Below are 12254 nucleotides of genomic sequence, written 5' to 3' on the forward strand. Positions count from 1 at the left end.
CGTGAGAAACGAGTGTGGTCTCGGGTTCGAATCCCATCAAGAGCGGATCTCGCCAAACGATCTGTTCTCGCCGAGGATTCCAGCAGCCGCCGGCCGCCGTCGACGGACTTTGCAAACGTTCGGCGAAATGTCCCCCGCCAGGCGCGTATTGCGCTCCATCAAAACTTCGTCTGACCCCATCAGTCGGCGCGTCGTGCTACGAAAATCACAACGCCGGGCGATCTGAAACTTCAGGTCCGCGCGGTGGAATTCTGAAATTCCGAGCACGCATATGGACCTCTCGAAGATCAAGACGCTGATCGACTTTGTCGGACGATCGAACATTACCGAGCTGACCGTGACCGATAAGGACGTGACGGTTCGGATTTTCCGTACGTCGCAGGGTCAGGAGGCTGCTGCCCAGCCCACGCAAAAGGCAGGATCGACGACGAACTTTGCCCATGATGCCGTCTCCCATGCGTCTTCGAGCGTCGAGAAAACCTCCTATGCGGTGAAGGCGCCCGTCTTCGGCGTTCTGCACCGGACCCCGGCGCCCGGGGAGCCGCCATTCGTCGCGATCGGGGACGAGGTGGAGGAGGGGCAGACCCTTTTCATCGTCGAGGCAATGAAGGTCTTCAACACAATCGCCGCGCCGCGGTCGGGGCGCATCACGCACCTCACCGAAATCGACGACGGCGAGGTCGAGACCGGCGACCTGCTGGCGGAGATTGCCTGATGCCGGAAACGCCTGAACAATCCGCGGCCGGCCGCTTCGATACCGTTCTGATCGCCAATCGTGGCGAGATCGCAGTCCGGATCCAGCGCGCCTGCCGCGAGCTCGGCCTGAAGACGATCGCCATCTGCTCCGAGGCCGACAGGGAAGCGCCTTACGGCAGCACCGCCGACAGCTTTCTCTGCATCGGCCCGTCGAGTGCCGCCAAGAGCTATCTCAATCAGGATGCCATCCTTCTGGCAGCACGTCTCGCCGGTGCGGGCGCCATTCATCCGGGTTACGGTTTTCTGTCGGAGAATGCCGCCTTCGCCGACGCCGTCGAAAAGGCGGGGCTGACCTTCATTGGTCCGACCTCGTCCTCGATTGCGACCATGGGCGACAAGATCTCGGCAAAGCGCGCGATGATGGCGGCCGGCGTGCCCTGCGTTCCCGGTCCGGACACCGCGCTGCACGACGATCCCGCCACGATCGAGCGCATAGCGCTGGAAATCGGATATCCTGTCATCATCAAGGCGGCCGGCGGTGGCGGCGGACGCGGCATGCGCGTCGTGCCAAAGGCTGATGTGTTGCATGAAGCAATCGCTCTTACGCGGGAAGAGGCTCGCAAGGCCTTCGGTTCTCCCTCGCTGTACATGGAGAAATTCCTCCAGCATCCGCGCCACATCGAGATCCAGGTTCTTTGCGACGATCACGGCAATGCCGTGTGGCTAGGACACCGGGATTGCTCGATGCAGCGCCGCCATCAGAAAGTGGTGGAGGAGGCGCCGGCGCCGGGGATCGCGTCCGACATCATCCAGCCGGTCGGCCTGGCTTGCGTGCAAGCCTGCCTTCAGATCGGCTACCGGGGCGTCGGAACCTTCGAGTTCCTTTATGAGGACGGCGCTTTCTATTTCATCGAGATGAACACGCGACTTCAGGTCGAACATCCCGTCACCGAAATGACGAGCGGCGTCGATATCGTCCAGGCGCAGATAAGGGCAGCCCAGGGTCACGTTCTGGATCTCAACCAAAGCGATGTAACATGCGAAGGCCATTCCTTCGAATGCCGCATCAACGCCGAGGATCCGGAAACCTTCCTGCCATCGGCGGGTGTCGTCACCCATCTGGCTTTGCCCGTCGGGCCGGGCATCCGCGTCGATACGCATATTCATGCCGGCTACAAGATCTCGCCCTATTACGATTCGCTGATCGCCAAGCTGATCGTGCATGCGCCGACGCGGACGGAAGCAATGGCAAGAATGCGCGAAGCGCTTGCCGGTACTGAGGTCGAGGGGATTTCCACCAATATCCCCTTCCTGCGCGCCCTGTTCGAGGACGGCGCATTCGCGCGCGGCGAGACGGACATTCACTATCTCGAACAATGGCTGAAGCTGCGGAGGGCGGCATGAGCGCGATCGATTTCAGCGATCCGGCGACCATCGCATTGCTCACCGAGGCGCTGATGGCCGCCGGCGTGGACGGTCTTGAAATCTCCCGGCCGGACGGACAGCTTCGCATCGTCGTCGCTGGAAAAGACGGTGCCCGGATCAGCCCGCCCGAAGCGACGCCCCATGCTCCCGGTTTGGCTCCCGGCTCCGCATCGGTCGTTGTGAAGGCGCCGATGGCCGGCCGCTTCCATGTCGAGCATCCCGCCTCCGCCGCGCCGCAAAATCTGCCGCGCTCCGTATCCGAAGCGGATATCGTCGGCTTTGTCGGGGTAGGGCACATCCTGCTTCCCCTTCGCGCCAGCCGTTCCGGTGTTTTGACCAGGCTGCTCGCAGAACGCGGCGCACCGGTCGGCTTCGGTGATCCTCTGTTCGAAATCGAGCTCCAGTCATGATCGTCACGACGAACAGACATGCATCGCAACGCGAGATCGTTCCGGCCACCAAAAACCTGGCGCGGGTTTCCTCGATCGGCGCCAGATCCTTCCTGCTCGAGGCGCCAGGCGACTTCGACCTTATCGCGCAGCGGCGGATCTGGGCTCTGTCCCAGACTGTGAAAGGTTGGACGGACCTTGCGGAAAACATCCCGGGCATGACCAATCTGCTGGTGATCTTCAAGGAGACCCCCGAAGATCCCGATGCGGTGGTCGCCCGGCTGCTGGAGGCATGGGAGAATGCCCGTAGCATCGATCTCAAGGGCAAGACCATCGAGATCCCCGTCCAATATGGCGGCGAACATGCGACGGATCTTCCAGCCCTTTGCGATCTCTCAGGCTTGAGCGACCGCGAGGTCGTCCGCATCCATCATGAAGCGACCTACCGTGTGTTCGCCTTGGGCAGCGCTCCCGGTTTCGGTTATCTGCATGGTCTCGATCCGCGCATCTACATGCCGCGAAAGACCGTGCCCTCGCTGAAAATGCCGAAGGGCTGCGTGACCATCGGCGGCATGCAGACCGGCGTCGCCATGCTCACAGGTCCGAATGGCTGGAACTCCATTGGCTTCGCGACGCTTGAGATGTTCGACCCCACGTCACCGACCCCCGCGATGATGGCGCCGGGAGATACGGTGCGGTTCCTGCCAGCAGGGATTGAGCTATGATCGAGATCTTGGAAAGCGGCCCGTTCAATACAGTGCAGGATCTTGGCCGCCCCGGCTATCGCGACATCGGCGTATCGGCGAGCGGCGCGATGGATCCGCTTGCGGTCCGGATCGGCAACATTCTCGTCGGCAATGACGAAGATGCCGCCGCGATAGAGGTGCAGACGTTCCCGTTCAGCCTGCGTTTCGAGCGGCGCGTCGTCTTTGCCGTTACCGGTGCCGACGGCAATCCCGATTTGGATGGATCGGAACTGCTTCCCTGGTGCGCCTATCTCGCGGAGCCCGGACAGGTTCTCGGACTGAAACAGCCCCCGCGGCTTGCACGCTCCTATGTTGCGCTCGGAGGCGGGCTGGATATCCCAGTTGTCATGGGCTCGCAAAGCACATCGCTCCGCGGTGGCTTTGGTGGCAATGCCGGCCGGCCCCTGGCGAAGGGCGATCGGATCGCGGTCGGCGAGGACGCAGAGATGGTCATGTTGCCGGCCTCTGGTCTCGCCGTCGTCGAACCGGCCGTGGCGCTGCGCGATGTCTTCCCGGCCACTGTCGACGGCGCTTTGCCGATCCGCGCCCTGCCGGCCGGCGAGCATGATCTTTTCGCCGGAGATGGCGAAGCCTTCTGGAGCCAGACCTGGAGGATTTCCTCCCGAAGCGACCGGACGGGCTACCGCTTATCAGGCGAGCCGATCACGCCGACAGCATCCATCGAGATGCGCTCCCACGGCGTCGTGCCCGGCGTGATCCAGGTTCCGCCCGGCGGCGAACCTATCGTGCAGATGAGCGATGCCAACACCGCCGGCGGATATCCGAAGATCGCCGGAGTGATCGAATGCGATCTCTGGCGGCTCGGGCAAGCCCGCATCGGCGCCCGCCTGAATTTCGTTCGCTCGACGCATGCGGAGGCGCGCACGGTGGAACAGGCTGTCGCCCGCTATGTCGAAGACGTCAGGCAGACATCCCGAATGGTCAAGCGCGCCTTGAAGGCGATGGCCTGATGCGTGTCGCCCAAAAGGCCGTAAAAAGGAGGAACTGATGAAGATCGATCTGAATTCCGACATGGGCGAAGGATTTGGTCCCTACCGGCTGTGCGATGACGAAGCGATGATGAAACTCGTCTCGTCGGCCAACATCGCCTGCGGTTTCCATGGCGGCGACCCGGATACGATGGGGCGAATGGTCCGGCTTGCGAAGCTGAACGGCGTCGGCATCGGCGCGCATCCCGGTTTGCCTGATCGGCTCGGCTTCGGCCGGCGCGAAATACCATTCCAGGCAGACGAGCTTCGCCAGCAGATGCTCTATCAGCTCGGCGCACTGATAGCGATCGCCAAAGCCGAGGGTGTCACTGTCTCCCATATCAGCTTCCACGCGGCGATGGGCAATATGGTCAATCGCGATACCCTGCTCGCCGATCTGATGATGGATGCGATCGCCACGGTCGATGCCGGTCTCGTCGTCTTCGTCACCCATGGCAGCGAGATTCAGCAGGCGGCCAAACGCGCGCGTTTGAAGACGTTGGCGCTTTTCCTTGCCGACCGGGCCTATGACGCCGGCGGGAAACTCGTCGTGCGCGGGCTGCCGGGCGCCGTTATCAAGGACGAACCCGCAGTGCGTGCACGTGTGCGGCAATTCCTCCTCGAAGGCACGGTCGAGACGATCGATGGAGCCGTGATCGCGATGCCGGCCCGCTCCATTCTCGTCCACAGCGACACACCCGGCGCCCTCGAGCTTGCCGGCATCGTGCGCGGCGAGATCGAAGCCACGGGTGCCGCGCTCGCGCCTGCCGCTGAACTCGCCGACTGACGCAATGCCGATCGCCCGCGGGCGGTCTCCCGTTCCCATCTCTCATCGAAGGACCAAGTCGATGTCCGTCATCGCTGACCGCCTGAAAAACGTCTCCATATCCGCATCCGCCGCCATGACCCAGCGCGCCAGGGAACTCGCCGCCAAGGGAATCAAGGTTGTCAGCCTCTCGTCCGGCGAGCCGGATTTCCCCACTCCGGCCCACGCGATTGAGGCGGCTCATGCGGCAGCTCTTGCCGGCGATACGAAATATCCGCCGATGGACGGGACGCCGGCGCTGAAGGCCGCCATCATCAGGAAGTTCAAACGGGACAATAATCTCGACTACGATGCCAGCCAGATCGTCGTCTCGGGCGGCGGCAAGCAGGTGATCTTCAACGCCATGCTGGCAACCTGCAATCCGGGCGACGAGGTCGTCATCCCCACACCCTCCTGGGTCAGCTATGCCGATATCGTCAAATTCGCCGGCGGCGTCCCGGTCGCTGTTTCCTGTCACGAGCAGGGCGGCTTCAAGCTGCGTCCGGAGGATCTGGAGGCAGCGATCACGCCGCGCACCAAATGGCTCTTCCTGAATTTCCCGAACAATCCGACCGGAGCCGCCTGCTCCAGGGCGGAGATGGCCGCCATCGCCGAGGTCATGCTGCGACATCCCAATGTCTGGATCATGACCGACGATATCTACGAACACCTGGTCTATGACGACTTCCAGTTCTGCACGATCGCCGAAGTCGAGCCCAGGCTCTATGATCGCGTCCTGACGATGAACGGCGTCTCCAAGGCTTACGCAATGACAGGCTGGCGGCTCGGCTTTTGCGCCGGGCCGAAAGACCTGATCTCCGCCGTCAGCAACGTCAACGGCCAGAATGGCGGCGGCATTGCGACGCTGACCCAGGCTGCGGCGACCGCCGCCTTGGACGGGCCGCAGGATCTCTTGAAGGAGCGTGCCGCGATCTACAAGGAAAGACGCGACTTCGTCCTCGACAGATTGTCGGAGGTGGAAGGGCTGCGCTGCCATAGGCCCGAAGGCGCCTTCTACATCTACCCCAATATCTCTGGGCTGATCGGCAAGACCAGCAAGGGCGGGCGAAAGATCGAGACCGACGTCGATTTCGTCATGGCGCTCGTCGACGAGCATCATGTCGCGACCGTGCAAGGGGCGGCTTACGGAATGAGCCCCTTTTTCCGGATTTCCTACGCCACGAGTATGGAGAAGCTCGGCGAAGGATGCGCCCGCATAGCTCAATTCTGCAAGGATATGCGCTGATCGGCGTCGCGCCTCTGGTTTAGCTTTTCAGCCGCGCCGTCAACTCGAGAAGGATGTCTCTGACGGCGAGGGCCGGTTCCGACAAGGGATTCTGGTCGGAAACGCACAGCGACAGTGTTTCTTCGATCCGCGGCGAGACGAGCCGGCAGATCAGCGGCTCACTCGATTCCGATACGATACGGTCGGCGATGGCTTTCGGCATGATCGTCGCGCCGAGACCGCTGCCCACCGCGCGGGCCAGAGTGCGGACGATTTCGACTTCCGCCACGACCTTCAAATTGGTTCGGGTGCGCGTGAATGCGGTATCGACCGCGCGGCGGACGAAATTGTAGGCCGGCGGCAACAGCAGTGGTATTCCGTCGAGAGCATTGAGCGGAACGGGTTTCGCATCCGCTTCGATCGCAAAGTCCCGATGCGCGACAAGGAAAAACTCTTCGCTTAGGATCGGCTCGAACCGGACGCCCTTGATCGGTCCGGTTCCATGGAGAAGCGCCATCTCCAACCGGCCGTTCATGATCATCTGGCTATAGGTCTGGCCGACGCTTTCGGTCAGGTGCAGCAGAATACCGGGATGTCGTTTGCGGGTCTCCGCCAGGAGGTCGACCGACAGCGTGGCCGCACTGCTAAACGGCACCAGACCGACGGACACACGGCCGGCAAGCGAATTGCCGGCTGCCGATGCATCCGCTTGCGCCTGCTCCATCTGCCGAAGGATAATCTGCGCATGGCGATACACCGCGTGTCCCGCATCGGTCATGCTGACACCCTGCTGGCTGCGGATCAGCAGCTTGTGGCCGAAATGCTCCTCCAGTGCCGCAAGCTGCTGACTGAGAGCCGGCTGGGCGATGTGCAGAAGGTCCGCCGCTCGCGTGATGCTGCCGCTGTCGACGATCACGATGAAAGATTTGAGGCGTCTGATGTCCATGAGGATCGGGGTACCGTTCTGATCTGCGCTGCTTACATGTTTGCAGACGCGCATTGCTTTTGCAACGCGACGCGGTCGCTGGCAGCCCGAGGCAGAGATACTGCGAGGTGATGCTGAGACCACCTCTTTCTCTGCTTCCAGCAGCCCTCCCGGCTCCATAACCGTTGCTTATTGCTCCAGAGATAATCGGTCTTAGGCAAGGGGTTAAAGCTTCGCTACTGTCTCAATCAACAACAAGGGAACGACAATGCCATTCTCCGACTACAAGACCGCACTGGTGACCGGCGCATCCTCCGGTATCGGCGCAGCCGTCGTTGAGCGGCTCGGCCGCGAGAACATCGAGGTCCATGCCGTTGCCCGCAGTGCCGAAGCGCTGCAGCAGCTGGCTGCGCGGACGGGCTGCGTCGCCCACGTCATCGACGTGACCGACCGTCAGGCCATGGCCGAGCTCACCCGTCGGGTGGAGTTCGATATTCTCGTCAACAATGCCGGTGTCGACCGGCCGAAGAAGTTCCTGGAAGCCGACGAGGGCGATATCGATCTCATCGTCGACGTCAATCTCCGGGCGGTCCTGCACATCTGCCGGCTGGTCGTGCCCGGTATGGTGGCGCGCGACCGCGGGCATGTCATCAACATCTCGTCGATCGCCGGCGCTTACAATTTCGGCGGCAACTCATCCTATCACGCCACCAAGGCAGGGGTGAGCATGCTGTCCAACCAGCTACGCATCGACGCTTTCGGCAAGCGGGTACGGGTCACAGAAATCTGCCCCGGTCGGGTTGCCACTGATATCTTCAATCACGTCCACGGTGATGACCCCAGCATCCGCGAACGGTTCATCGACGGCTTCGAACTGCCGCAGGCGGCCGATATTGCCGACGCGATTGCCTTCGCCATAGCAGCCCCCGTCGCCGTCAACATAGGGCACATGGAGATCACGCCGACGCTGCAGGTCATGGGCGGCCTGCAGACGGCAAAGCCCCAGCCTTCGGCGAAGCCAGATCAATCCGCTGCGGCGAAGACGGATCAACCCGGGGAGCCAAACCCGTGAGCGGTTTCGACCTTTCGGCAATCCTTGGAAATCCGGAATACACCGCCATGCTGCTGCATGGCATCGAGATGACCTTCATCATCTATGCCGGCTCCTGGTCGATGGCGATGGCGCTGGCGCTTCTGCTGCTGGCTTTGCGTTTGTCGCCCTTTCGCTTCGGCGATCCGTTAGTCGCCGCTTACGTCTCCTACCACCGGAACGTCCCCACCCTGGTTCAGCTCATGCTATGGTACTTCGGGATTTTCACCCTGATGCCGAGCGGGGTAGCCGAATGGCTGGCAGTCCATAATGCGGAAGCCATCTTCGCGGTGATCGGGCTCGGGCTCTGCCAGGCGGCTTATTTCAGCGAAGATCTTCGGTCAGGCGTGCGCTCAGTCAGTCCCGGCCAAATGCAGGCAGCGCGTGCGCTTGGCCACGGCTATGTCTCCGCGATGCGTTTCGTCATCATGCCGCAAGGCGTGCGCAACGCGCTGCCGCCGCTCATCAATCACAGCGTTTCCCTGTTCAAGAACAGCAGTCTCGCGGTTGTCATCGGAGCCTCGGAGCTGACCCATGCCGTGAAGGAAATCGAGAACCTCAGCTTCCGGACCTTCGAGATCTACCTGGTGGGCACGGTTCTCTATCTTTTCTTCTCGCTCGTGATCATGAGCATCGGCGCCTATCTGTCGATGCGCACCGATCCTGCCAGGAGCGCGCGCGCATGATCCACGACATGATCGCCATCGTCCAAGACTACTGGCTGCTGCTGCTGATCGGCCAATATCCGAACGGGCCGCTTGGCGGGCTCGCCAACACGCTGATCCTTTCGGCGCTCAGCATCGCTCTCGCCTTTCCGGTCAGCATCCTGTTCGCACTGGCGCGGCTCTCCAAGTCGCCGCTGCTGCGCTGGCCGGTCACCGCGCTGGTCTATTTCACCAGGGGCGTGCCGCTGCTGATGCTCATCCTGTGGAGCTATTTCCTCGTTCCGCTGCTGACCGGCGCCGATGTGCCGAGCTTCGTGACGATGCTGACGACACTCGTGGTCTATCAGAGCGCATTCCTGAGCGAAGTCGTCCGTGCCGGCATCGTCGCGCTCGGACCGGGCCAGATGGATGCGGGGCGTGCGCTTGGCCATGGCTATCTCGGTGCGATGCGCTTCATCATCCTGCCGCAGGCGCTCTACAACATGATCCCCAGCATCATCTCCACCTTCGTCTCGACGATCAAGGACACGACGCTCGGCTACGTGATCAACGTGCCGGACCTGACCTTTGCCGCAAGCCAGGTCAACAACCAGCTCCTGACCCAGCCTTTCCAGGTCTTCCTCATTCTGGCGATCGTCTACTTCGCCATCTGCTGGACGCTCACCTACTTCGCAAATCGCCTCGAGCGGAGCATCACGCGGCGGCGTGCGGGACTTTCCAACCTTCCCTCTGCCGCCTTGGTCGCGCCATCGAAAATCATATCGGAGCAGCTATGACCATGTCAGTTTCAGCACAGGAATTGCAGACGATCCGGCTTTCGCAGGTCTGCAAGAGCTACGGCGACTACCCGGTCCTGAAGGACATCGATGCGCAGGTGACACGCGGCGAAGTCGTGGTCATCTGCGGGCCGTCCGGTTCGGGAAAATCGACGCTGATCCGCACGATCAATCGCCTCGAGGAGATCAACAGCGGATCGATTACGCTCGACGGGCAAAACATTCACGCCGCCATGCGGGCGAAGGAACTCAATGCACTGCGCAGCCGGATCGGCTTCGTATTTCAGAACTTCAACCTGTTTCCGCACCTTTCGGTGGTCGAAAACGTGTCGATGTCGCCGATCCGCGTGAAAGGCGTGGCGCCGGATGTTGCAAAGGACAAGGCCCTCAAGCTTCTCGATCGGGTCGGCCTTGCCGACAAGGCCCGGGCCTATCCCGGTCAACTCTCAGGCGGCCAGCAGCAGCGGGTGGCAATCGCCCGCGCCCTTGCCATGGAACCGCCGGTGATGCTGTTCGACGAGCCGACCAGCGCGCTCGATCCTGAAATGGTCGGCGAAGTGCTGGCTGTCATGAAGAGCCTGGCGTCGGAAGGCATGACCATGCTCTGCGTCACTCATGAAATGGGCTTCGCGCGCGACGTCGCGGATCGGGTCTGGTTCATCGATGCGGGCCAGATCCTCGAAATGGCGACCCCCGAGGACTTCTTCAACAATCCAAGCCATCCCCGTGCGCAGCGATTCCTCGCTGATCTCAGGCATTGATACCAACCACCAAAAACAAAGGAGAACAGCAATGAACTGGAAATGCCTAACCCTCACCGTCGCATTTGCCGGCATGGCTGCGGCCGTGCCCGCAAAAGCCGATCAGCTCGATAACATCATCTCGGCGAAAACCCTGCGCTGCGCGACGTTCGCCGACGTTCCTCCCTTCGCCTCACCCGATCCGAAGACCCGCGAAATGGCCGGTTTCGACGTCGATCTCTGCGGCGCCATCGCCAAGGAATTGGGCGTCAAGGCCGAAATAAAGCCGGTTTCGGTCGAAGCGCGTGTGCCCGAGGTCAAGCTCGGCCGCGTCGACATCACAGTCGCCAACCTTGCCTATACTCTGAGCCGCGCCGAGCAGATCCAGTTCAGCGACCCCTATTATCTCGCCAAGGAAATGCTGATCGTGCCGGCGGACGATGCCGGCAAGACGAAGGCCGATTTCGCAGGCCAGCGCATTGCTTCGACCAAGGGTTCGACGTCTGAGATGTCGATCAAGCTCAACAAATCCGATCCGCTGACCTTCCAGGATACCGCCTCGGCCTATCTCGCCGTCCAACAGGGCAAGGCCCGCGGCATGGTGGCCAACACCATGACGACGACCAAGTTCGTCAATGAATCGAAGAGCAAGGGCAAGCCAATGCGGATGATCGAGGAGCCGATGCTGTATCAGCCGATCGGCATCGGCATGGCCAAGGATCAGCCGGCGCTGACCGCCAAGATCAACGAGATCCTTCGCAAGCTCGACACATCAGGCGAGATCAACAAGATCTGGGACAAGTGGCTCGGCCCGGATACCGAATACAAGATGACGCGCACCGACAAGGTCGTATCTCTCTCGGAGCTGAAGTTCGACCCGATCCCCTAGGACCTCGGTGTCATCCGATAATAATGTCCAAACGAAATCAGACGGCGGGGCATGCCCGCCGTCGGCCAACGATGGGAGGCATCCGTGATCCATATTAAAGATATTGCCGAACGGCCAAGCAAAGCCGATATCGACGCCGTTTCCAAATTTTCACCCGCGACGATCCACGAAGCCCAAGGGCGCCGCGGAGCCCTTTCCTCCCGCCTCAAGCCCGTCGACTACCGCATGAAACTATGCGGCCCGGCCTTTACGGTGAAATGCGCGCCACGTGACAACATCATGCTGCAGCTTGCCATCAACTACGCAAAGCCGGGCGATATCATCGTCGTATCGGCCGGCGAATACGAAGAGGCCGGATCCTTCGGCGATGTCCTCGCCAACGCCTGCCTGGCAAAGGGCATCGGCGGTCTCGTGACCGACACCGGCGTGCGCGACACCCTTCAGCTCAGGGAACTTGGCTTTCCCGTCTTCTCGCTCAGCGTCTGCATCAAGGGGACGGTGAAAGAAACTATTGCGGCGGTGAACGACACGATCATCGTCGGCGGCGAAATCATCCATCCCGGCGACATCATCGCCGGTGATGCCGACGGCTTGGTGGTCGTGCGTCGCCAGGAAGCGCAGGAAGTCGCCAGGCTGTCACAGGCCCGCGAAGATGCCGAGGCCGGCTATATCGCGGCATATAAGCAGGGCAAATCGGTCATCGAGGTCAGCAATCTCGAAACGGTGCTGAAAGCCAAGGGCCTCGTCGTCGACATCTGACGCGACAGCGCAATAGCGATCAGCCCTGCCACTTTATAGGGCGGCTGGCCTTTTCGGCCAGCCGCCCTATGCATAAACGCTACTAGCAGGCGCCCGCCTCAAAGATCAGTCTGGACACTATTATGGACACATGTT

General features: G+C 61.6%; 14 protein-coding genes. 13 read left to right on the top strand and 1 reads right to left on the bottom strand.

Annotated elements, in window-relative coordinates; all coding sequences use genetic code 11:
- The first annotated feature begins 271 nt into the window (after positions 1-271).
- From ACD590_RS33730 to ACD590_RS33760, 7 genes are all read left to right on the top strand, one after another.
- Positions 272-715 (top strand): acetyl-CoA carboxylase biotin carboxyl carrier protein, encoded by a 444-nt coding sequence (locus tag ACD590_RS33730; RefSeq protein WP_439004293.1) that lies wholly within the window; start codon positions 272-274, stop codon positions 713-715.
- A complete protein-coding gene (accC, locus tag ACD590_RS33735) occupies positions 715-2100 on the top strand; it encodes an acetyl-CoA carboxylase biotin carboxylase subunit (protein ID WP_439004294.1) in 1386 nt (461 codons plus the stop codon). Before ACD590_RS33730 ends, accC begins: the two co-directional genes overlap by 1 nt.
- Positions 2097-2531 carry an acetyl-CoA carboxylase biotin carboxyl carrier protein gene (locus tag ACD590_RS33740; RefSeq protein ID WP_047620538.1) on the top strand — a complete coding sequence of 145 codons (435 nt, stop codon included), beginning with the start codon at positions 2097-2099 and terminating at the stop codon, positions 2529-2531. Before accC ends, ACD590_RS33740 begins: the two co-directional genes overlap by 4 nt.
- On the top strand, positions 2528-3235 hold the full coding sequence (pxpB, locus tag ACD590_RS33745) for a 5-oxoprolinase subunit PxpB (protein WP_113542815.1): 708 nt from the start codon (positions 2528-2530) through the stop codon (positions 3233-3235). Before ACD590_RS33740 ends, pxpB begins: the two co-directional genes overlap by 4 nt.
- Positions 3232-4227 (top strand): biotin-dependent carboxyltransferase family protein, encoded by a 996-nt coding sequence (locus ACD590_RS33750; protein WP_018449052.1) that lies wholly within the window; start codon positions 3232-3234, stop codon positions 4225-4227. Before pxpB ends, ACD590_RS33750 begins: the two co-directional genes overlap by 4 nt.
- A 37-nt stretch (positions 4228-4264) precedes the next feature.
- A complete protein-coding gene (locus ACD590_RS33755) occupies positions 4265-5032 on the top strand; it encodes a 5-oxoprolinase subunit PxpA (protein WP_439004295.1) in 768 nt (255 codons plus the stop codon).
- 61 nt (positions 5033-5093) lie between these two features.
- Positions 5094-6296, top strand: coding sequence for a pyridoxal phosphate-dependent aminotransferase (locus tag ACD590_RS33760; RefSeq protein WP_131647225.1), 1203 nt, complete (start codon positions 5094-5096; stop codon positions 6294-6296).
- A gap of 19 nt (positions 6297-6315) precedes the next feature.
- On the opposite strand, the gene nac is transcribed toward ACD590_RS33760, so the two are convergent.
- A complete protein-coding gene (gene nac / locus ACD590_RS33765) occupies positions 6316-7275 on the bottom strand; it encodes a nitrogen assimilation transcriptional regulator NAC (protein WP_018449055.1) in 960 nt (319 codons plus the stop codon).
- A gap of 193 nt (positions 7276-7468) precedes the next feature.
- Between nac and ACD590_RS33770 the strand changes: the two genes are divergently transcribed.
- From ACD590_RS33770 to ACD590_RS33795, 6 genes are all read left to right on the top strand, one after another.
- A complete protein-coding gene (locus ACD590_RS33770; RefSeq protein ID WP_115157889.1) occupies positions 7469-8272 on the top strand; it encodes an SDR family oxidoreductase in 804 nt (267 codons plus the stop codon).
- The gene (locus tag ACD590_RS33775; protein WP_047620533.1) at positions 8269-8976 is read left to right on the top strand and encodes an amino acid ABC transporter permease; all 708 of its coding nucleotides are present in this window, start codon (positions 8269-8271) and stop codon (positions 8974-8976) included. The genes ACD590_RS33770 and ACD590_RS33775 overlap by 4 nt, the downstream gene beginning before the upstream one ends.
- Complete coding sequence (locus tag ACD590_RS33780) at positions 8973-9731, top strand: amino acid ABC transporter permease (RefSeq protein ID WP_077980868.1); 759 nt, start codon at positions 8973-8975, stop codon at positions 9729-9731. The genes ACD590_RS33775 and ACD590_RS33780 overlap by 4 nt, the downstream gene beginning before the upstream one ends.
- The gene (locus ACD590_RS33785) at positions 9728-10492 is read left to right on the top strand and encodes an amino acid ABC transporter ATP-binding protein (protein ID WP_018246881.1); all 765 of its coding nucleotides are present in this window, start codon (positions 9728-9730) and stop codon (positions 10490-10492) included. The genes ACD590_RS33780 and ACD590_RS33785 overlap by 4 nt, the downstream gene beginning before the upstream one ends.
- A 31-nt stretch (positions 10493-10523) precedes the next feature.
- A complete protein-coding gene (locus ACD590_RS33790; protein ID WP_018246880.1) occupies positions 10524-11360 on the top strand; it encodes an ABC transporter substrate-binding protein in 837 nt (278 codons plus the stop codon).
- 84 nt (positions 11361-11444) lie between these two features.
- Positions 11445-12119, top strand: a complete 675-nt coding sequence (locus ACD590_RS33795; RefSeq protein WP_439004296.1) for a 4-carboxy-4-hydroxy-2-oxoadipate aldolase/oxaloacetate decarboxylase — start codon at positions 11445-11447, stop codon at positions 12117-12119.
- Positions 12120-12254: the final 135 nt, after the last annotated feature.

This window comes from Rhizobium sp. 862_C5_N1_2, assembly GCF_051811205.1.
Taxonomy (GTDB): Bacteria; Pseudomonadota; Alphaproteobacteria; order Rhizobiales; family Rhizobiaceae; genus Rhizobium; species Rhizobium leguminosarum.